The organism is Bradyrhizobium sp. USDA 4341 (assembly GCF_054063755.1).
Map to the genome: position 1 here is coordinate 5772502 of NZ_JBSSGO010000002.1, position 20627 is coordinate 5793128.

At 64.8% G+C, this 20627-nt stretch carries 17 protein-coding genes; 9 read left to right on the forward strand and 8 right to left on the reverse strand.

All coding sequences use genetic code 11. The features are described 5' to 3' along the window. The first annotated feature begins 16 nt into the window (after positions 1-16). Positions 17-652 (forward strand): pyridoxamine 5'-phosphate oxidase family protein, encoded by a 636-nt coding sequence (locus tag ACVIGB_RS33505; protein ID WP_375778091.1) that lies wholly within the window; start codon positions 17-19, stop codon positions 650-652. A gap of 742 nt (positions 653-1394) precedes the next feature. Here ACVIGB_RS33505 and ACVIGB_RS33510 read toward each other — a convergent pair. From ACVIGB_RS33510 to ACVIGB_RS33525, 4 genes are all read right to left on the reverse strand, one after another. Further along, positions 1395-4547, reverse strand: coding sequence for an efflux RND transporter permease subunit (locus ACVIGB_RS33510; protein WP_456719455.1), 3153 nt, complete (start codon positions 4545-4547; stop codon positions 1395-1397). Between the two features lie 13 nt (positions 4548-4560). Beyond that, positions 4561-5478: an efflux RND transporter periplasmic adaptor subunit gene (locus tag ACVIGB_RS33515; protein ID WP_456719454.1), complete on the reverse strand. Its 918-nt coding sequence runs from the start codon at positions 5476-5478 to the stop codon at positions 4561-4563. Positions 5479-5723: 245 nt separating this feature from the next. Further along, positions 5724-6371, reverse strand: a complete 648-nt coding sequence (locus tag ACVIGB_RS33520) for an OmpA family protein (RefSeq protein ID WP_456719453.1) — start codon at positions 6369-6371, stop codon at positions 5724-5726. Positions 6372-6511: 140 nt separating this feature from the next. Then, positions 6512-8125, reverse strand: a complete 1614-nt coding sequence (locus tag ACVIGB_RS33525) for a caspase family protein (protein WP_456719452.1) — start codon at positions 8123-8125, stop codon at positions 6512-6514. A 388-nt stretch (positions 8126-8513) separates the two neighbouring features. Between ACVIGB_RS33525 and ACVIGB_RS33530 the strand changes: the two genes are divergently transcribed. Both ACVIGB_RS33530 and ACVIGB_RS33535 read left to right on the forward strand, forming a co-directional pair. Next, positions 8514-9320 (forward strand): N-acyl homoserine lactonase family protein, encoded by an 807-nt coding sequence (locus ACVIGB_RS33530; protein WP_050401745.1) that lies wholly within the window; start codon positions 8514-8516, stop codon positions 9318-9320. Continuing rightward, positions 9274-10278 (forward strand): NAD(P)-dependent oxidoreductase, encoded by a 1005-nt coding sequence (locus ACVIGB_RS33535; protein WP_456719451.1) that lies wholly within the window; start codon positions 9274-9276, stop codon positions 10276-10278. Before ACVIGB_RS33530 ends, ACVIGB_RS33535 begins: the two co-directional genes overlap by 47 nt. Before the next feature lie 309 nt (positions 10279-10587). Here the strand turns inward: ACVIGB_RS33535 and ACVIGB_RS33540 are convergent, their stop codons facing one another. After that, complete coding sequence (locus ACVIGB_RS33540) at positions 10588-11148, reverse strand: MarR family winged helix-turn-helix transcriptional regulator (RefSeq protein ID WP_456719450.1); 561 nt, start codon at positions 11146-11148, stop codon at positions 10588-10590. Between the two features lie 193 nt (positions 11149-11341). Here ACVIGB_RS33540 and ACVIGB_RS33545 point away from each other — a divergent pair, with 193 nt between their 5' ends. The 5 genes from ACVIGB_RS33545 to fahA all read left to right on the forward strand — a co-directional run bounded on the left by ACVIGB_RS33545 (position 11342) and on the right by fahA (position 16959). Further along, positions 11342-12970: an FAD-dependent oxidoreductase gene (locus tag ACVIGB_RS33545; RefSeq protein ID WP_456719449.1), complete on the forward strand. Its 1629-nt coding sequence runs from the start codon at positions 11342-11344 to the stop codon at positions 12968-12970. A gap of 10 nt (positions 12971-12980) precedes the next feature. Continuing rightward, a complete protein-coding gene (locus ACVIGB_RS33550; protein ID WP_092121894.1) occupies positions 12981-13208 on the forward strand; it encodes a DUF2783 domain-containing protein in 228 nt (75 codons plus the stop codon). Positions 13209-13236: 28 nt separating this feature from the next. Further along, on the forward strand, positions 13237-14193 hold the full coding sequence (locus ACVIGB_RS33555; protein WP_092121897.1) for an MBL fold metallo-hydrolase: 957 nt from the start codon (positions 13237-13239) through the stop codon (positions 14191-14193). Next, the gene (gene hmgA, locus ACVIGB_RS33560) at positions 14193-15539 is read left to right on the forward strand and encodes a homogentisate 1,2-dioxygenase (protein WP_456719448.1); all 1347 of its coding nucleotides are present in this window, start codon (positions 14193-14195) and stop codon (positions 15537-15539) included. Before ACVIGB_RS33555 ends, hmgA begins: the two co-directional genes overlap by 1 nt. A 148-nt stretch (positions 15540-15687) precedes the next feature. Then, on the forward strand, positions 15688-16959 hold the full coding sequence (fahA, locus tag ACVIGB_RS33565) for a fumarylacetoacetase (RefSeq protein ID WP_456719447.1): 1272 nt from the start codon (positions 15688-15690) through the stop codon (positions 16957-16959). Between the two features lie 246 nt (positions 16960-17205). Here the strand turns inward: fahA and ACVIGB_RS33570 are convergent, their stop codons facing one another. Further along, positions 17206-17517 (reverse strand): DUF1272 domain-containing protein, encoded by a 312-nt coding sequence (locus tag ACVIGB_RS33570; RefSeq protein WP_456719446.1) that lies wholly within the window; start codon positions 17515-17517, stop codon positions 17206-17208. A gap of 85 nt (positions 17518-17602) precedes the next feature. Further along, positions 17603-18079, reverse strand: coding sequence for an Lrp/AsnC family transcriptional regulator (locus tag ACVIGB_RS33575; RefSeq protein ID WP_212316585.1), 477 nt, complete (start codon positions 18077-18079; stop codon positions 17603-17605). Positions 18080-18202: 123 nt separating this feature from the next. Between ACVIGB_RS33575 and hppD the strand changes: the two genes are divergently transcribed. Continuing rightward, complete coding sequence (hppD, locus tag ACVIGB_RS33580) at positions 18203-19321, forward strand: 4-hydroxyphenylpyruvate dioxygenase (protein ID WP_456719445.1); 1119 nt, start codon at positions 18203-18205, stop codon at positions 19319-19321. A gap of 186 nt (positions 19322-19507) precedes the next feature. On the opposite strand, the gene ACVIGB_RS33585 is transcribed toward hppD, so the two are convergent. Beyond that, positions 19508-20620: a CaiB/BaiF CoA transferase family protein gene (locus ACVIGB_RS33585; RefSeq protein WP_456719444.1), complete on the reverse strand. Its 1113-nt coding sequence runs from the start codon at positions 20618-20620 to the stop codon at positions 19508-19510. Between the last annotated feature and the right edge of the window lie 7 nt (positions 20621-20627).

Consider the following 20627-nt stretch of genomic DNA (forward strand, 5'->3'; position numbering starts at 1 on the left):
CAAAGGGAGGTTCGGTATGGGTCACGAGGGCGCAGGCGGCAAGCCGCCGGTCAAGTCGCAGGAGGATCTTCGCGCGCATTTCGGGCAGTTGAGCCCGCTCGCCGAGAAGAAGGTGCTCAACCATCTCGACAAGTTCTGCCGCGACTTCATCGCACTGTCGCCGTTCCTGGTCATCGCCTCCAGCGACGGCAAGGGCCACGCCGACGCCAGCCCGCGCGGCGATGCGCCAGGCTTCGTCTCGGTGCTCGACGACAAGACGCTGTTGATTCCGGATCGGCGCGGCAACAACCGCGTCGATACGTTCGGCAATATCATCGCTTCACCCGGGATCGGGTTGATCTTCATGGTGCCGGGCATCAACGAGACCCTGCGGATCAATGGGCGGGCCGAGATTTCGCAGGAGCCGGATCTTTTGACGCCGCTGACGGTGCAGAACGTCACGCCGATCATCGGCATCAAGGTGCATGTCGATGAGACCTACTTCCATTGCGGCAAGGCGCTGATGCGCTCAAAGCTCTGGAATCCGGCCGCGCAGGTCGAGCGCCACAGCTTCCCGACGCTCGGCCGGATCATCGCCGAGCAGACCGCCGCCGTCGAGGTCGAGGTCGCCGAGAAGACGATGGAAGAGGCCTATCGCACGCGGCTGTATTAGAGCTTGATGAAACCAGATTGAATCGGACTAGCAGCGGACTCGTTACGCCTCTCCCGCTTGCCCGCAGGGCAATCGCATATGCGTCTTCGCCGGCCGCGCAGGTGCTTAGCCTCGTGATTCGAGACGCGCCGCAAGCGGCGCTCCTCACCATGAGGATCTACAGTTTAGGCGCGAAACAAGACGTATATCCTCGTCCACCGCTGTCATCGCCCGGCTCGACCGGGCGATCCAGTACGCCGCGGCCTGGCGATTCAAGCACTGCAGTCTCTGGAATACTGGATCACCCGCCTGCGCGGGTGATGACACCGCGCGGTGTGACGCCTTGAATCGAGAACCATCCTCATCGTCGTCCCTGCGAAAGCAGGATCCATAACCACAAATGCTAATTGTTGGGCGATGCTGGAACGACGAGTCCCTGCAACAAGGTCCGCCGCGGCGTATGGGTCCCTGCTCCCGTGCGCAATTGCGCACTAGGCAGGGACGACGTGTTGGAGGGGCCGTGGACTCAACGGCGGGCGTCGCGACGGATGGCCGCAGGAAAGCGGCGCAGCAGGGCTTTCCCATATGCCATAGCCGCAGGGTGTCTGCACGATTTCTGTATAATGGAAGAATGCCGCTGATTTGCCCGACGAGTCAAGCTGCCGTGTCGAACGCCGGCAGTCGCCGGCTACTTTGCATGGGGTTGTTTTCGATATTTTGGTGGGCACCCCTTCATCGTGCGCTGACGCGCCGCACCCTCAGCTCACTCCGCCGCAGGTGAGATCACGCTCGGCGGGCCGGGCGGCCGCTTGGTCTGGTCGGCCGGGTGCTCGCTCGGGGTCAGCTCGTGGTCGGCATGCGAGACCACGAGCCGCTTGCCGAAGCGCCAGATCAGGCCGCCGATGTCGTCCATCACCATGAACATCGCCGGCACGAACACCAGCGACAACACGGTCGAGAAGATCAGGCCGCCAATCACCGCGAGCGCCATCGGCGAGCGGAATTCACCGCCGGCGCCGAACGCCAGGGCCGAGGGCATCATGCCGGCGGCCATCGCGATCGTGGTCATCACGATCGGGCGGGCGCGCTTCATGCCGGCGTCGATCATGGCTTCCTCGCGCGGCTTGCCGTCGCGGATCGCCTCCACCGCGAATTCCACCAGCATGATGGCGTTCTTGGTGACGATGCCCATCAGCATCAGGATGCCGATCCACACCGGCGTCGTGAGCTGCTTGCCGGTCAAAAGCAGCGCGCCGATCGCGCCGCCGATCGAGAGCGGCAGCGAGAACAGGATGGTGATCGGCTGCAGGAAGGTGCCGAACAGCAGCACCAGCACGGCGTAGACCATCATCAGCCCGGCGGTGATCGCGGTCGCGAAGCCGTCGGACAGTTCGGCGAGGCTCTCGGCATCGCCCGACGGGCTGACCTTGACGCCCTTCGGCAGGCTCTTCATGACGGGCAGGTCGTAAATCAGTTTGGTGGCATCGCCGAGCGCGGCATTGCCGACGAGGTCTGCGGCGACGGTGGCCTGCCGCTCGCGGTCGTAGCGGTTGATGCTGGTCGGGCCCTGATCGAGCTGGATGTCGGCGACGACGGAGAGCGGCACGCCGCCGCGTTCGCCGCGCTGACCGAGCGGCACGCGCAGTTGCTCCAGCATCTGCAGGTCGCTGCGCGCATTGTCCTCGAGCTGGACGCGGATCGGCACCTGGCGGTCACCGGCGTCGAACTTGGCCAGCGCCGGGCCGACGTCGCCGATGGTGGCGACGCGGATGGTCTGCGACAGGCTTTCGGTCGAGACGCCGAGCCGCGCCGCGAGCTCGGCGCGCGGACGGATGCGCAGTTCGGGCCGGTCGAGCGCGGTCTCCGAGATCACGTTGGCGATGATCGGGATCCGCTTCATCTGCGTCGCCAGTTCGCTGGCGACGTTGTTGACGATGTTGCTGTCGGTGCCGGTGACGACCAGCGAGATGGCGCGCAGGCCGTTCTCGTCGAGGAACCAGAACCTGATATCGGGGACGTTATCGAGCTCCTTGCCGATCGACAGCTCCAGCTCGCGCTGGGTGATCCTGCGGTCCGCCTTCGGCGTATAGTTGATGATCAGCGCGGCGCGGCGCACTTCCTGGATGCCCGGCGGCACGCGGCCGCCGTCGACGAACACGCTGCGCACCTCGGGCCGCTTGCGCAGGCGCGCCACGATCTCCTCGGTGACTTTCTCGGTATAGGCAAGCTGCGAGCCGGGCGGCAGCTCCATCGCGAGCAGCGAGCGCGCGGTGTCCTGCGCGGGCAGGAAGCCCTGCGGCAGCAGCGTGATGCTCCAGATCGATGCGGCGAACACCGCAAATCCGATCAGCACGGTGATGTAGTGGTGCTTCACCGACCAGGTGACGAGGCCGTGATAGCTGCGCAGGATGCGGCCGGGCGGCGGGTCGTCGTGGTCATGATGCTTGAGGAAATATGCGGCCAGCATCGGCGTCACGAAGCGCGCGGCGAGCAGCGAGAAGAACACCTGCACCGACACCGTAATGCCGAACTGCTTGAAGAACTGCCCGGCGATCCCGGACATGAAGCTCGCCGGCGCGAAGATCGCGATGATGGTGAGCGAGATCGCGATCACCGCAAGGCCGATCTCGTCGGCGGCTTCAAGGGCTGCCCGGTAGGGCGTCTTGCCCATCCGCATGTGGCGGACGATGTTCTCGATCTCGACGATGGCGTCGTCGACGAGGATGCCGGTCGACAGCGTGATGGCGAGGAAGGAGACCAGGTTGAGCGAGAAGCCGAGCAGGTCCATCGCCCAGAATGCCGGGAAGATCGACAGCGGCAGCGAGACCGCCGCGATGATGGTAGCGCGCATGTCGCGCAGGAACAGCAGCACGATGATGACGGCGAGGATCGCGCCCTCGAACAAGGTCGAGATCGCGGCCTCGTAATTGCCCTTGGTGAACTCGACCGAGGTATCGATCAGCTTGAGGTCGACGTCGGGATAGGACACCTTCAGGGCGTCGATCCGCTTCTGCACCGCGGCCGCGACGACGACGTCGCTGGCGCCCTTGGAACGCTTGATGCCGAGTGCCACCACCGGCTCGCCGTTGAAGCGGGCGAAGGTGCGCCGGTCGGCGATGGTGTCGGTGACGGTGCCGAGATCGTCGAGGCGGATCTCGCCGCCGCCGAACAGCGGAATCATGGTGCCGGCGAGTTCGTTCAGCGTCTTGGCGCCGGCCAGCGTCCGGATCGCCTGGTCGTTCTTGCCGATCTCGGCGCGGCCGCCGGCGACGTCGACATTTGTGCCGCGCAGGATCTGGCTGACATTGACCGCGGTGAGCCCGACCGCCTGCAGCTTGTCGGGATCGAGCGAGACCAGGATCTCGCGCTCGACACCGCCGATGCGCTCGACCTGGGCGACGCCGCGCACGCCCTGCAGCGCGCGCTTGACGACGTCGTCGACAAAGTAAGAGAGCTGCTCCGGCGTCTTGCCGGGCGAGATCGCGGCGTAAGTCACGATCGGCAGGCCGATCACGTCGACGCGCTGGATCAACGGCTCGGTGACGTTCTGCGGCAGGTTGGCGCGCACCCGCGTCACCGCGTCCTTGACGTCGTTGAGCGCGCGGTCGGTATTGGTCTCCAGCGCGAACTGGATCGTGGTCACCGATAGGCCGTCCGTGATCGAGGAGGAGATATGGCGCACGCCCTCGACGCCGGAGACGCCGTCCTCGATCGTTTTGGTGACCTGCGACTCAAGTTCCGAGGGCGCGGCGCCGAACTGCGACACCGCGACCGAGATCACCGGAATGTCGGCGCTCGGCAGCCGCGTCACGGCGAGCTTGGTGAAGGAGACCCAGCCCAGGACCAGCAGGATGATCGAGAAGACGATCGAGGGAAGCGGGTTCCGGATCGACCATGCCGAGATGTTCAAAGCCATTAGCGTGCCCGAATTAGCGTGATCGCGTGCGATCGAGTTCGTCGACGAACATGGTCTTGATCTGGTCGCCGTCATGCAGCGAGGTGCCAGCATCGGCCACGACGATTTCGCCGACGTCGAGGCCTTCAAGGATTTCGGTCGAGGTGTCGGAGGTCAGCCCGACGCGCACCCTGCGGGTCTCGACCGTGTTGCCCTTCACGACTTGCAGGGTGAGGCGGTCGATCGCGGTGCGCGGCACCGCGACGCCGCAGGAGCGCTTGGCGTCGATATTGGCGCGCGCGAACATGCCGACCTTCAGCGTCGGATTGTTGTTGATGGTGATGCGGACATGCCCGAGCTGGGTGGCGCGATCGATCTGCGGCGAGATCTGGCGGACCTTGCCGACGATGTCGGGCGCGTCGTCGCGGCTGATCCGGACATTGGCGCCGGGATTGAGCTTCAGGAGCTGGAAGCCCGGCACCTCGGCATCGAGCTCGATCTCGTTGTTGACGGAGATCTTGAACATCGGCGGAGCTTGCGGCGAGGCCGGAGCGCCGGGCGCGGTGCGCACCTCGGTGACGAGGCCGGCGGCCGGCGCGCGCAGCACGATCGGTTTGGCATTGCCCTGCGCCGCCTGCTGCGGCGGCGGGGTCAGCCGCGCCAGTTCCTGGTTCTCGGTCACGGTGTCACCCTCGCGGACCAGCACGTCGGTGACCTTGGAGCCGTCCTGGTCGACGTTCACCTGCGCCTCGCGGCGCGGCACGATGAAGCCGGTGACGCGGACCATGTCGGAGAAGCAGGCATTGGTCGACTTCGTCACCACGACCAGTGCCTGGCCCGGCGTCTCCTTCTCCTCCGGATGGGAGCGGTGCTCGAACGCGTAATAGGCGATAGCCAGCGCGAGGAAAACCACCGTGCCGAGCGCAGGCTTGAGGTATTGGGAAAAATTCATCGCCTGATCAATCCAGAGCTTGGCGCGTATCGACAGTGATTGTCCTGGGCGCTCGTCGAAGTCTCATCTCGCCGTCGTATTGCGTGGGCATCGGAAAGGCCGGGGTCCATTGTTCCGGATCATGCCCTGATGTCATGTGAGGCGGGTCACCTGTGGGCCGCCTTGGGGCTCGGCCCTAAAGCAAATGCGCCCCGCCGGGGTGCGGGACGCATTGTAACCTCAAAAAGGGGCCACGCCACCGCCGATCACTTGGCGGCGGTGTCCTTGTTTTCCATGTTCACGACCTGCACCCGCCGGTTGACGTCCGCCATCGGGTGGCTCGGGTCCTTTAGCTTGCTCTTGCCATAGCCGACGGTGACGAGATCGGTGCCGTTGATGCCATATTTGTCGACCAGATAGCGCTTGATAGCGTCGGCGCGGCGCTCCGAGAGGCCCTGATTGTAGTCCTCGCCGCCGGCGGCGTCGGTGTGGCCGGCGACCACGAAGGTCGAGCCCTTCAGGTCCTGATTGGTCAAGGCGCGGCCGAGCGCCTGCACCGATGGCAGCGACTTCGCGCTGATGTCGGCGGAGTTGTAGTCGAAGTTGATCTCGAGATCGATCTTCGGCTTGTCCTGGACGATGGTCGCGATTTCCTCGCGCTCAGTCGAGGACAGCGAGCGGGTGGCGCGGCCACGGACGCTCTGCACGAATTTGGCCTGGTCGGCGTTCAGCCCGGGCGAGGTCTGCGGGCCGGCCGAAAGGCCGCGGGTCAGCGGCTTCTTCTCGGGCGTCAGCGCCTTGATGATCTGATCCTCAGTGACGTCACCAGCGCGGGCGGCCGCCATGCCGAACGAGAGCATGGCGCCGACGGTCGCGATTGAAAGGATCGCGGTCCTTGCCGACGGCTTGAACATTTCGGTCCCTCCTGCGCCGGCTGGCGCGGTTCCATGCAACTCTTCGGATTGATCGCGGGCATCGCTGCCCGGCACGCACCCTCTGATTAGTCGCGCAATTTCGCCCGTGGTTCGAGCCGCGGGCAGGCCTCGTTCATTTGTCACTGCACGCCGTAGTCGGCGAATTCCTTGACGATGTTCGGGTCCATCGCCTTGGCGTTGGCGATGTCGAGATCGCCTTCCGCGACCGCGCCGTTGCGCTTCTTGGCAAGGCCGCGCCCGTAAAGCGACGAGGTCAGCCGCGGGTTGATCTTCAGCGCGGCGTCGAAATCGGCGATGGCGTTCTTGTTCTGCCCGCCCTTCAGGTTCATCAGCCCGCGGCTGTCGAGCGCATCGACGAAATTCGGGCGCAGCCGCAGCGCCTCGTTGCAGTCCTTCAGGGCCGCCTGCAGGTCGCCGATCACGGTGCGAACCCAGCAGCGGTTGTTATAGGCCTCGACATCCTTCGGGTTCAGCCGCAGCGAATTGGTGAAGTCCTTGACCGCGAGGTCGTAGGCGCCCTTGCTGGCAAAGACCTGGCCGCGGCGATACAGCGCAGCCGCGTCATCCGGATTCTTGTCCAGCCTGTCGTTCAGGCTCTTGATCGTCGGGTCATCGGCGAGCACCGGCGAATTGCTCGGGGCCGGCGTGGGCTGGATCACCACCGGCGGCGGAGGCGCGGGAGGCGGCAGCGCGATCTCGGGCGCTTTTGGCGGAGGCGGGGGTGCGGCCGGTGTTGTCGCGACGGCTGGCTTTGGCGGCGCTGGTGGTGGCGTCGGCGCGGTTGCCGCTGGAGGTGTCGGTGTCGGCTTCGGCGTTGCAGCGGGCGGGGCTGGCGGAGCCGGTGGTGGCGAGATCGGCGGTGCCGTTGCCACCTCGGGCGACGGCGATGCGGCCGGCGCGGGCGCAGCGTTCGATGGTCCCGGTGCGCCGCCTGGAACGGCTGCGCCGCTTGGAATGGCTGCGCCGGCTGGAGTGGCTGCGCCGGCTGGACTGAACGAGAAATCCTCGGCCAGTGACGACGAGATCCACGGTACCTGTTCCTGCCGCGAGGCGCGGGTGACGCCGACGCGGGTGCGGTTCAGCGTTTCCTCCGCCATCAGGTCGGGGGTGCGGATCTCCTTCAGCAGTTCCCGCACGAACAGGCTGCGGTCGCTGCCATTGTCAGAGACCACGGACGACAGCGCGGCCGAATACATCACCAACGTACCGTTGGGTGCGATCACCGGGGCGAGCCCGGCCGAGAAGCTGCGGAAGCGGCGCTCGAACGGGTTGCGCCGCGAGGCGTCGACCAGGGCGATCTTGACCCCGGCGCCACGGCTGTTGATCTCGCCGAGCACGGTCTCGAGGCTGAAGCCGTCGCGGCGGACGTCGGCCTCGGCCCAAATCTGGGCATCGATCGGGATCATGTAGCTCTGCCGGTTCGACTGGATGCCGTAACCCGAGAAGAAGATCAGCGCGACCGAGCCCGGCTTGATCTTGCCATAGAGCCGGTCGAAGGCACGGCGCATGCCGTCGCCGGTCAGGTTCTCGCCGACCTCGACGGTGAAGCCGTCCCGCTTGAGCTCGTCGGCGACGTCACGCGCGTCATTGACCGGCTCCTTCAGCGGTGCGTCGGCGTCGGGATATTTGGCGTTGCCGATGACCAGCGCGAAGCGATCGCCGGCGGCGACGGACAGGGTTGGCGACGCGATTGAAAAAATCAGCGTGGCGAGCAAGGCAAGGCGGATTTTCATAATCGCAGCAAATCCAGATCGCGGCATTGCAATGAAATGGCGCCGCTTTCGGCCTGCGCCCCGGGGACCTTACTCTAGCGAAAATCCATTATCAAACCACGGCCAAACCCCCGTCAACGGCTTGCTGCACCATCGCTAATCGCGGCGGCGATAACGAGACCGCAGTGCAGCAGCCGCGGTCATGGCGGCCATCGCCTCCGTGGCATGGTGCAGGTTCCTGCGACCGGATAGTGTGATTGCATTCACAGAGGCTGCGGCCGTCCTGTCATGCGCTCGTCGCACGCCGCGCGGTTTGACCTTTGCGCGAGGCGATGGCTTTGTGGTCGGGACGCCAAGCCAATCAAGAACAACCCGTTCAAAACAAGTCCTGCCAACAAGAGCGAAACCGATGGGAAACGCCTACGAAATCTACGCCCTGCGCTATGCGACGATGTCGCCGCGCACGCCTCACCTCAACTTCCTGGTGCCCGATCCGCACGACACCACGGCGCAGGATCTCGATTATTTCGTCTGGCTGATCCGTGGCCACGGCCGCGACATCCTGGTCGACACCGGCTTCAACGCCGAGGAGGCCAAGGCGCGCGCCCGCAAGCTGACGCTCAACCCGGTCGATGCGCTGGCCGGCTTCGGCGTCAGCGCCGATGCGATCCGCGACGTCATCGTCACCCATCTGCATTACGATCATGCGGGCAATCTGGATCGCTTCCCGAATGCCAAATTCCATCTGCAGGAACGCGAGATGAGCTACGCGACCGGCCGCTGCATGTGCAACGGCATGCTGCGCCATCCGTTCTCGATCGAGCACGTCACGCAGATGGTGCGGCACGTGTATGGCGAGCGCGTCACCTTCCATTCCGGCGACGGCGAGATCGCGCCCGGCGTGACCGTGCATCGCGTCGGCGGCCATTCTGACGGCTTGCAGGTGGTCCGGGTCGAGACCGCGCGCGGGCCGGTCGTGCTGGCGTCGGACGCCGCGCATTATTACGCGAACCTGCACAAGCGCAGCCCGTTCCCGATTGTCTACAATGTCGGCGACATGGCGCAGGGCTGGGAGACCGTCGAGCGGCTTGCCGGTCATCCCGACCGCTTCATCCCGGGCCACGATCCGATCGTCAGCGAGATCTATCCGCGCGCCAGCGACAAGGTCGATGCGTTCGCGCTGCATCTGGCTCCGTCGCGATCGTTCGCGAAATAGCCTTGCCGAGCTGCGCGAGGCGCATCCGCAACACGTCAAGAAACGTCAAAAAGAAGAAGCGAAAAGAAGAAGCGATATGACTGAATACAAGACCCTCGGATTCATCGGCCTCGGCGTAATGGGTGAGCCGATTTGCCGCAACCTGGTCAAGAAGAGCGGCAAGCGCGTTATCGTGTTCGACCTGTCGACTGAGCCGCTGCAGCGTCTGCGCGCCGACGGCGCCGAGATTGCCGGCTCGGTCGCCGATGTCATCAAGCAGAGCGATGTGCTGTTCCTCTGTCTGCCGAGCGCCAAGCACGTGCGCGCGGTGTTCGAGGGCGACGGCATCCTAAAGAACATCAGAAGCGGCCAGGTCGTGGTCGATCTCGGCACCTCTTCGGTCAGCCAGACCCGCGACTTCGCCGGGCAATTGCAGGCCAAGGGCGCAGCCTGGGCCGACGCGCCGATCGCGCGCACCCGGCAGGCGGCGCAGGACGGCACGCTCAGCGTGATGGTCGGCGCGGTGCCCGCGCTCTATGCCGCGATCGAGCCCTTGATCCGCTGCTTTGCCACCGACGTCACCAATTGCGGCGACGTCGGCGCGGGGCAGGTGACCAAGATCCTCAACAACATGGTGCTGTTCGAGACGGTGAACGCGTTGGCCGAGGCCGTCGCTGTGGCGAAACACAATGGCGTCGATCCGAAGCTCTTGCTGGAAACCCTGTCGAAGGGCTCGGCCGACAGCTTTGCGCTGCGCAACCACGGCATGAAGGCGATCGTGCCCTGCGTGTTTCCGGAGCGCGCGTTCTCGACCGAATATGCGCTGAAGGATCTGTCCTATGCGCTCGAGCTCGCCGCCGACGCCGGCATCAAGATCCGCGGCGCGGAGCTGATCGGCACGGTACTGCAGGAAGCGATCGACAAGGGATCGAAGGACAATTATTTCCCGGTCATCGCGAAACATATCGATCGGGCGTAGCTCCCCCCGTCGTAATTCCGGGGCTCGCGAAGCGAGAGCCCGGAATCCATCGGCCCGCACGTTTCATGGATGAATGGATTCCGGGTTCGTGCTGCGCACGCCCCGGAATGACAGGTAGATGGAGCTGCGCGGGGCGAGTTAGTGCTGCGTTGGGGCGCGCAGCCAGCCTCAGCGTCGTCCTGGCGAAAGCCAGGACCCATAACCACAGATGTCACTCGTTGTGCTTCGCAGGAACGACGAGTCGCGTCCACAACACCGGCCGCGGCGTATGGGTCCTGGCTTTCGCCAGGACGACGGCGGAGTGTGAGGCTAATACACGTCCTTGGCGTCGGCCTCTTCGCTGGTTTGTACCAGCTCGAGGCTGGTCTCGACCTTGCCGAGCAGGCGGGCGAGATCGCGGCGTTCCTGCGCGGAGAGGCAGGACAAGATCTCCTGCTCCTTGCGCAGCAGGCGCGGGATCAGCTCTTCGTAGAGTACCTGGCCCTTTTTGGTCAGGCGCAGGCGGAATTCGCGGCGGTCGTCCGCGTTCTCGACGCGCTCGACGACCTCGCGCTCCATCAGCGCCGAGACCGCGCGACTGATGGTGGATTTATGCGTGCGGGTGCAATGCGCGATGTATTGCGCGCTGCAGGGATCGCTGCGGAAACCGAGCGTCGCGAGCACGCGCCATTCCGGAATGTCGAGGCCGTACCGCGCCTGGTATTCGCTCGACAGCGCCGAGGACACCTCGGCCGCCAGCCGGTTCAGGCGGAACGGCATGAAGTGGAAGAGGTCGAGGCGCTTCTTGGTTGGCGCGACATTGTCGCGCGCGTCCGCTTCCACGGCGCTGCGTGGCCGGGCTGGAGGCTGGCTTGCAGAGGTCCTGGCCAAAAATTCCTCCAATTTGAGTTGACGGCGGGTCCGACTGGGAGTTTAAGATAGTTGCAAGTGAGACTAATTTAGCAAGGTCGCGCCCGGCCCGCAAGGTCCCGGTCGCAAACCGGTCACACAAGCCGCAGCCCAAGCTACAAAAAGGGCCGGCGGCGCCAGGGAACATCCAGGGTCACGCAATCAGGGTCACGCAATGGCACCAGCCAATACGGCACAGGCCAAAACCCAGTTCGGCTATCGCCGTCATCCCGACCAGGAGCGGTCGGGCGCCAACGTCGCGGAGCATCCGGTCGTGGTGGTCGGCGCCGGACCGGTGGGATTGTCGCTCGCGATCGATCTCGCGCAGCGCGGCCAGCGCGTGGTGCTGCTCGACGATGCCGACCGGATCGGCGAAGGCTCGCGCGCGATCTGCTTCTCGAAGCGCTCGCTGGAATTCTGGGACCGCCTCGGCGTCGGCGACCGCATGGTCGAAAAGGGCGTGGTGTGGAGCGTCGGCAAGATCTTCCATGGCGCCTCGCAGCTCTACCAGTTCAATCTGCTGCCCGAGGAGGGCCACAAGCGGCCCGCCTTCATCAATCTGCAGCAGTTCTACGCCGAGGCCTATCTGGTCGACCGGGTCGAGCAGCTGCCTGAAATCGATCTGCGCTGGCGTAATAAGGTGATCGCGCTGGACAGCCGCAACGATGGCGTCGCGTTGACCATCGCTACGCCTGAGGGCGCGTACCAGGTGCACGCCTCCTTCGTCGTCGCCTGCGACGGCGCCCGTTCCTCGCTGCGGCAGATGGTCGGTGCGGACTTTGCGGGGCAGGTGTTCGAGGACCAGTTCCTGATCGCCGACGTCAAGATGACAGCGGCGTTCCCGACCGAGCGCTGGTTCTGGTTCGATCCGCCGTTCCATGCGGGACGTTCGGCGCTGCTGCACAAGCAGCCGGACGATATCTGGCGGATCGATCTGCAGCTCAACCCGGATGCCGATCCGGTGGCCGAGAAGCAGCCCGAGAACGTGCGGCCGCGGATCGAGCGCATGCTCGGGCATGACAAGTTTGAATTCGAATGGATCTCGCTCTACAAGTTCCAGTGCCGCCGGATGGCCAAGTTCATCCACGGCCGCGTGATCTTCGCCGGCGATTCCGCGCACCAGGTCTCGCCGTTCGGCGCACGCGGCGCCAATTCCGGGCTCGAGGATGCCGAGAATCTGGCGTGGAAGCTCGATCGCGTGTTGCGCCGGCTGTCGCCGGAAGGCTTGCTGGAGACCTATCACATCGAGCGCAGCGCGGCGGCGGACGAGAACATCCGCGAGTCCACCCGCTCGACCGATTTCATGGCGCCGGTGACCCGGCAGGAGGCGCGGCTGCGCGAAACGGTGCTGTCGCTCGCCAAAGATACCGAGTTCGGCAAGCGCATGGTCAATGGCGGCCGGCTGTCGGTGCCGTCGGTCTACGACACGCCGCTGTCGAGTGGCGATCGCGACAGCTGGCGCGGCGGCCCGCGGCCGGGCGCCTCGATGGTGGACGCGCCGGTGACCGAGCAAGGCGGCGGTTCCAGCTATCTGACCGAGGTTTTCATCAAGCAGGGAACGCGTTTCACGCTGCTGGAGTTTGGTAATGGCGCGGCTGTCGATGTCCCTGACGGCGTCGGTACGATCCGCGTTGGCGGCGAGGGCGGGCTGGTCGATGCGCAGGGCCTTGCCGGCAAGCGCTACGATGCCGAGCCCGGCTCCGCCTATCTGCTGCGGCCGGACGGCTATGTCGCGGCGCGCTTCCGGAACGCAGAACGGCCGGCACTCGATGCGGCGCTGGCGCGCGCATCCGGCCTGAACTGAGGATTTTGCGATGGCGCTGTCGACCAGTTCGAACTTCGCTAAACCCGATGACGCCTTCCGCGCCATCGTCGAGGCGCATCGCGGCCTCACCGAGGCGCAGAGCGCCGATCTCGATGCCGCGCTGGTTCTGGTGCTCGCCAACCACATCGGCGATCTCGACGTGCTGCGCGAGGCGATCGCGCTGGCGAAGCGGCGGACGCTGGACGCGAGCCAGCAGCAACAACAGCAACAACAATAGCACTGATCAAACGGACAGGATTGAACTGATGGCCAAAGGTTTTGCATCGACAACGGATCTCGCGGAGAAGAAAGTCACCTTCTCCGAGATCGGCACCGATCTCTACGCCTTCACCGCCGAGGGCGATCCCAACACCGCCGTCATCGTCGGCGACGACGGCTGCCTGGTGTTCGACGCGCAGGCGACGCCCGCGATGGCCAACAAGGTGATCGAGCGGGTCAAGACCGTCACCGACAAGCCGATCAAATATGTCGTGCTGTCGCATTATCACGCGGTGCGCGTGCTCGGAGCCTCCGCCTATCACGCGCAGGGCATCGTTGCCTCGCAGGAGACCTATCGCCTGATCCAGGAGCGCGGCCAGCAGGACTGGGATTCCGAATATGGCCGCTTCCCGCGGCTGTTTCAGGACGCGGCGAGCATTCCCGGGCTGACCTGGCCGACGCTGACCTTCGAGGGCGAGATGTCAATCTATCTCGGCAAGCGCGAGGTGCGGCTGATGCAACTCGGCGCCGGCCATACCTCGGGCGATATCGTCGCCTGGGTGCCGGATGCCGAGGTGATGTTCTCAGGCGATCTCATAGAGTACCACTCGGCCTGCTATTGCGGCGATGCGCATTTGCGCGAATGGCCGATGACGTTGAACGAGATCCGCGCCTTCAATCCGAAGGCGATCGCGCCGGGCCGCGGCGATGCGCTGAAGGGTCTCGAGACCGGCCGCGATGCGATCGCGATGACCCGCGATTTCGTCACCACGCTCTATGGTGCCGCCGAATCCTCGGTCGCCAAGGGCCGCAGCTTGAAGGAATCGATGGCGGCGACCCGCGAGGTGATGGATCCGAAATTCTCGAAGTTTGCGATCTACGAGCACTGCCTGCCGTTCAACGTTTCGCGCGCCTATGACGAGGCGTCCGGGATCGACGATCCCGTGATCTGGACCGACAAGCGCGACCAGGAAATGTGGGCCGCCCTGCAAGGAGGATCATGATGAACATCAATACCTCACCTGATCAGATCGTTCGCAGCTCGGGGCAAGTCACGCCTGGCTACATGTCCGGGTTCGGCAACAGCTTTGAGACCGAAGCGTTGCCCGGCGCGCTGCCGATGGGGCGCAACTCGCCGCAGCGCTGCCCCTATGGGCTCTATGCCGAACAACTGTCGGGCTCGCCGTTCACGGCGCCGCGCGGCACCAATGAGCGCTCCTGGCTCTACCGCATTCGCCCGTCGGTGCGGCACTCCGGCCGTTTCGCCAAGGCCGATGCCGGGCTGTGGCGCACCGCGCCGTGTCACGAATACGACATGCCGATCGCGCAGCTGCGCTGGGACCCGGCGCCGATCCCGAAGCAGGACATGACCTTCCTGCAGGGCGTGCAGACCATGACTACGGCCGGTGACGCGAATACCCAGGCCGGCATGGCGGCGCACATCTATCTCATCACCAAATCGATGGTCGATCAGCATTTCTACAATGCCGATGGCGAGATGATGTTCGTGCTGCAGCAGGGCAATCTGCGCCTCGTCACCGAATTCGGCCGCATCGATGCCGAGCCGGGCGAGATCGTGGTGATCCCGCGCGGCGTCAAATTCCGCGTCGAGATTCCGAATGGCCCGGCGCGCGGCTATCTCTGTGAGAATTACGGCGGCGCGTTCACGCTGCCGGAGCGCGGCCCGATCGGCGCCAACTGCCTGGCCAATTCGCGCGACTTCCTGACGCCGGTGGCTAGCTATGAGGACAAGGACACCCCGACCGAGCTCTACGTGAAGTGGGGCGGCGCGCTGTTCAAGACCACGTTGCCGCATTCGCCGATCGACGTGGTCGCCTGGCACGGCAATTACGCGCCGTACAAATACGACCTGCGCACCTTCTCGCCGGTCGGCGCGATCGCGTTCGATCATCCCGATCCGTCGATCTTCACGGTATTGACCTCACCGTCGGAGACTGCCGGCACCGCGAACATCGACTTCGTGATTTTCCCGGAGCGATGGATGGTGGCTGACAACACCTTCCGCCCGCCGTGGTACCACATGAACATCATGTCGGAGTTCATGGGGCTGATCTACGGCGTCTACGATGCCAAGCCGCAAGGCTTCGTGCCCGGCGGCATCTCGCTGCACAACATGATGCTGCCGCACGGTCCCGACCGCGAAGCCTTCGAGCATGCGAGCACGAGCGAGCTCAAGCCGGTGAAGCTGACCGGCACGATGGCCTTCATGTTCGAGACCCGCTTCCCGCAGCGCGTGACGCAGCACGCCGCGACGTCATCGACGCTGCAGGATGACTACTCGGATTGCTGGAAGGGGTTGGAGAAGAAGTTCGACCCGAACAAGCCGTAAACACAACTCCCCGTCATTCCGGGGCATCGCGAAGCGATGAGCCCGGAATCCATACTCACGATCGTGGTTATGGATTCCGGGCCTGCGCCTGACGGCGCATCCCGGAATGACGACAGAAATAGTATCCGACCATTTCAGGGACGAGATCATGCCCCACCCCAATGACCCAAAGCTTCGCTCCTTCATCGACATCGCGCCCACTTCGGACTTCCCGATCCAGAACCTGCCCTACGGCGTGTTCTCGTCGAAGGACGGCCTCGCGCCGCGCGTCGGCGTTGCGATCGGCGACTATGTGCTCGACCTCTGGGAGCTCGAGCAGGACTCGCGGCTCGATGTCGGGCCGCTTGGCGTGTTCTCGCAGCCGTCACTCAACGCCTTCATGGCGCTCGGGCCGAAGGTGTGGTCGGCGACGCGGGCGCGGATTAGCGAGCTGTTGAGCGCCGATCATCCGGAGCTGCGCGACAACAGGGAGTTGCGGGCGCGGGCGCTGGTGCCGACGGCTGACGTGCGGCTGCACATGCCGTTTGCCGTCTCGGGCTATACCGATTTCTATTCGTCGAAGGAGCACGCCACCAATGTCGGCGTCATGTTCCGCGGCAAGGACAATGCACTGCAGCCGAACTGGCTGCACATGCCGATCGGCTACAACGGCCGCGCCTCGACCGTGGTGGTAAGTGGCACCAAGGTGCGGCGGCCGCGCGGCCAGCTGAAGCCGCCGACCGCGGAGGTGCCGAGCTTCGGCCCCTGCAAGCGGCTCGACTTCGAGCTCGAGATGGGCGTGGTGGTTGGCCAGGCCTCGCCGATGGGCGAGATACTCACCGAGAAGCAGGCCGAGGAGATGATTTTCGGCTTCGTCATTCTCAACGACTGGAGCGCGCGCGACATCCAGCAATGGGAGTATGTGCCGCTCGGCCCGTTCCAGGCCAAGGCGTTCGCGACCTCGATCAGCCCGTGGGTGGTGACGCGCGAGGCGCTGGAGCCGTTCCGCATGCAGGGCCCGGCGCAGCAGCCGGAGCCGCTGGCCTATCTCAAGCAGACCCAGCCGAACAATTACGACTTGCAGCTCGACGTCGCGCTGCGCGCCGGTGCGATGAACGAAGCGAAGACGATCTGCAGCACCAACTTCAAATACATGTACTGGTCGTCGGTGCAGCAACTGGTGCACCATGCCTCGAGCGGCTGCGCGATGAATGTCGGCGATCTCTTAGGGTCCGGCACGATCTCCGGTCCCGAAAAGCATCAGCGCGGCAGCCTCCTGGAAATCAGCTGGAACGGCACCGAGCCGGTCGAGCTTAGCGGCGGCGTGACGCGCTCGTTCCTCGAAAATGGCGACTCGCTTGTGATGCGCGGCTGGTGCCAGGGCGACGGCTATCGCGTCGGCTTCGGTGAGGTCGAGGCCACGATCGTCGCGGCGGAGTAGCTCGCGCCGCTTCACCTCCCCTTGAAAAGGGGAGGTCGGTTTGCGCAGCAAACCGGGTGGGGATCTGGTCTTACCACGCGTGCCAGTGCCCGCGGCTTGACCCCCACCCCACCCTCCCCCTTGCAGGGGGAGGGAGCCCAAGCAACGGGACTGTCATTGCGAGGAGCGAAGCGACGAAGCAATCCATCTGTGCTCGTGCGGGGAAGGATGGATTGCTTCGCTTCGCTCGCAATGACGAGAGGAAACTTACCGCTCCTCAGGCCTGACATCCCTCAGCCGCGCCGTATTCGTCGCGCAGTCCTCGAGGCTGTATTTCAGATGCACCCGCTTGTCCGACGGCGGCTGGTTCACGGTGCAGACACCCGCCCGCCACGGCTTGGCCGGGCGGATCGGCCGCGGTGCAAAACCGCCGCCGCAGTTCGGGCAGACATTACCGAGCTTGGTCTCCGCACAATCCGCACAGAACGTGCATTCGTACGAACAGATCCGCGCCTCCAGCGCGCTCGGTGGCAGGTCCTTGTCGCAATATTCGCAGTTCGGTCGCAGCTGCAGCGCCATGGTCGCCTCTCTCGGGGATGTTGGAGGAATGATCGCAAATCGGGCCGGGAAAGCGAATGACGGAATTCCCTCGATTTGCGCCAGGTCAGGTCGGCAGTGATTTCAGCGGCAGCTTGGTGCTCTCCTTCAGGCGGTCGAGCACGATCGATGAGCGCACATGCGCCACGCTCTGGTGCGGCATCAGCACGTTGTTGACGATGTCGGACAGGCTCTTCAGATCGCGCAGCATTACCTTCAGCACGTAATCGGCGTCGCCGGTCAGTGCATAGGCCTCCTGGATGTCGTCGACGCGGTTGACCAGCTCGCGAAACCGCTTGGCGTTGTCGGGCGAGTGGGTCGCAAGCGTGATGTGGATGAACGCGATCAGGCCGAAGCCGAGCGCCTCGCCGGCAAGGTCGGCGTGGTAGCCGGAAATCACCTTCTCCTCCTCCAGCCGCATCCGTCGCCGCGAGCATTGCGAGGCGGAGAGCCCGACCAGGTCGGCGAGCTGCTGGTTGGTCAGCCGGCCGTCGTCCTGCAGCGCGGCGAGCATTTTGAGGTCGAAGGCATCGACGTCTGGCATGCGCAAATGGTCCATTTCATGCACGGATCGTGCGCGATTCTAGCAAATCAGGGGCCATTTTGCACGCACGTTGCGCAGCAGGTGACGGAAACTGATCTCCAGACAAATCAGGGAGTTACCGTCATGGGTCCGTTTCCGCACGATGCGCCGCCGGCCGAAATCAGCACTGAGAACCCGATGGGCACCGACGGCTTCGAGTTCGTCGAATATGCCCACCCCAACCCCGGCGAGCTGCATGCCCTGTTCAAGCTGATGGGCTTTGTCGCGGTCGCCCGCCACACCACCAAGAAGATCACGGTCTATCGCCAGGGCGACATCAACTATCTCGTCAATGAGGAGCCGGGCAGTCACGGCTTCAACTTCGTCGCCGCGCACGGACCCTGCGCGCCGTCGATGGCGTTCCGCGTGGTCGATGCGAAGCTCGCCTATGAGCGCGCGATCGCGCTCGGCGCGGAGCCGGCGGATGTGTCGTCCGCGGAGAAGACGCTCGATGTGCCCGCGATCAAGGGCATCGGCGGCAGCCTGTTGTATTTCGTCGACCGCTACGGCGCCAAGGGTTCGGCCTATGATGCCGAGTTCGAGTGGTTAGGGGCGGAGAATCCACGTCCCGCAGGCTCGGGCCTGTATTACGTCGATCACCTCACCCACAACGTCCATCGCGGCCGGATGGATGTCTGGACCGGCTTCTATGCGAAGCTGTTCAACTTCCGCCAGATCCGCTTCTTCGACATCGAGGGCCGCGCGTCCGGCCTGTTCTCCCGCGCGCTGACCAGCCCGGACGGCAAGATCCGGATTCCGATCAATGAGGATGCCGGCGATTCCGGGCAGATCGAGGAATATCTCAACATTTATCACGGCGAGGGCATCCAGCACATCGCCTGCGGCGCGCGCGATATCTATTCGACGGTCGAGACGCTGCGCGCGGACGGCCTGCCGTTCATGCCGTCGCCGCCCGAGACCTATTTCGAGCGGATCGATGCCCGCCTGCCGCAGCATGGCGAGGACGTGGCGCGGCTTAAGACCAACGGCATCCTGATCGACGGCGAGGGCGTCGTCGACGGCGGCCAGACCAAGGTGCTGCTGCAGATCTTCTCGGCGAATGCGATCGGGCCGATCTTCTTCGAGTTCATCCAGCGCAAGGGCGACGACGGTTTTGGCGAAGGCAACTTCAAGGCGCTGTTCGAATCGATCGAGGAAGACCAGATCCGCCGCGGTGTGCTCAAGGTCGATCACGCGGCTTGAAGACGTCGTAGGAGTGCGACGCTAGCGCACAGCCAACAGGTGTCGTCCCGGCGAACGCCGGGACCCATACCGTGGAATTGATCGAGTGGATCGGGTGGTAGTCCCGCGGAACGATCGTGCGTCATAATCACGTTTCGTGGTTATGGGTCCCGGCTCGCGCTTCGCTTGGCCGGGACGACAGCGAGGCTATTTTCCCGTCTTCCATGCACTCGTCACATCCCCGATATCAGCCAGCTCCGGCTCGCGGATCGCGGACGGCGTGCGCGAGAACCGCGGCGCGGGTGCGGGCTGGGTGACGCCGTGGCGTTCGACGAACACCTGGCGCGCCGCCATGTGCGGATGGTCGGGCGCTTCCTCCATGGTGAGGATCGGCGCGAAACAGATGTCGGTGCCTTCCATGATTGTGCACCAGTCCGCGCGCGACTTGCCCTTGAACACCTTGGTCAGCTTCTCCTTCAGCGCCGGCCAGGCCTTGCGGTCCATCTGGGCGTCGAAGTCGGCGTCGGTCAGGTCGGCATGCTTGCGCAGCAGCGCGTAGAACTGCGGTTCGATCGAGCCGATCGAGATGAAGTTGCCGCAGGAGCATTCGTAGACGCCGTAGAAATGCGCGCCGCCGTCCAGGAAGTTCTGGTCGCGGCCGCCGCTCCAGCGGCCCTGCGCGCGCATGTCGTAGAACATCGACATCAGCGAGGCCGCGCCGTCGCACATCGCGGTGTCGACCACCTGGCCCTTGCCGGACTTCTGCGCTTCCAGGAGCGCTGCGAGCACGCCGACCACGAGATACAGCGCGCCGCCGCCGAAATCGCCGACCAGATTGAGCGGCGGCACCGGCTTCTCCTTGGTGCCAATCGCGGCGAGTGCGCCTGTGATCGAGATGTAGTTGATGTCGTGGCCGGCGGCGTTCGCCAGCGGGCCTTCCTGGCCCCAGCCGGTCATGCGTCCGAAGACCAGCTTCGGATTGCGCGCCAGCACGACGTCCGGGCCGAGACCGAGACGCTCCATCACGCCGGGGCGGAAGCCTTCGATCAGCGCATCGGCATGGCTGAGCAGGTCGAGCACTTCAGCGATCGCCGCCTTGTTCTTGAGATCGAGCTCGATGACCTTGCGGCCGCGGGTTGCCACCGCCTTCAAATTCTTGCCGGCGCCGACCCGATCGAGGGTGATGACCTCGGCACCCATATCGGCGAGCAGCATGCAGGCGAACGGGCCGGGGCCGATGCCGGCGAATTCGACGATGCGGAAGCCGGAGAGCGGGCCCGAGGTGCGAGCGGCGGTTTGGGAGGCAGGTTTATCGAGCACGTTGTTA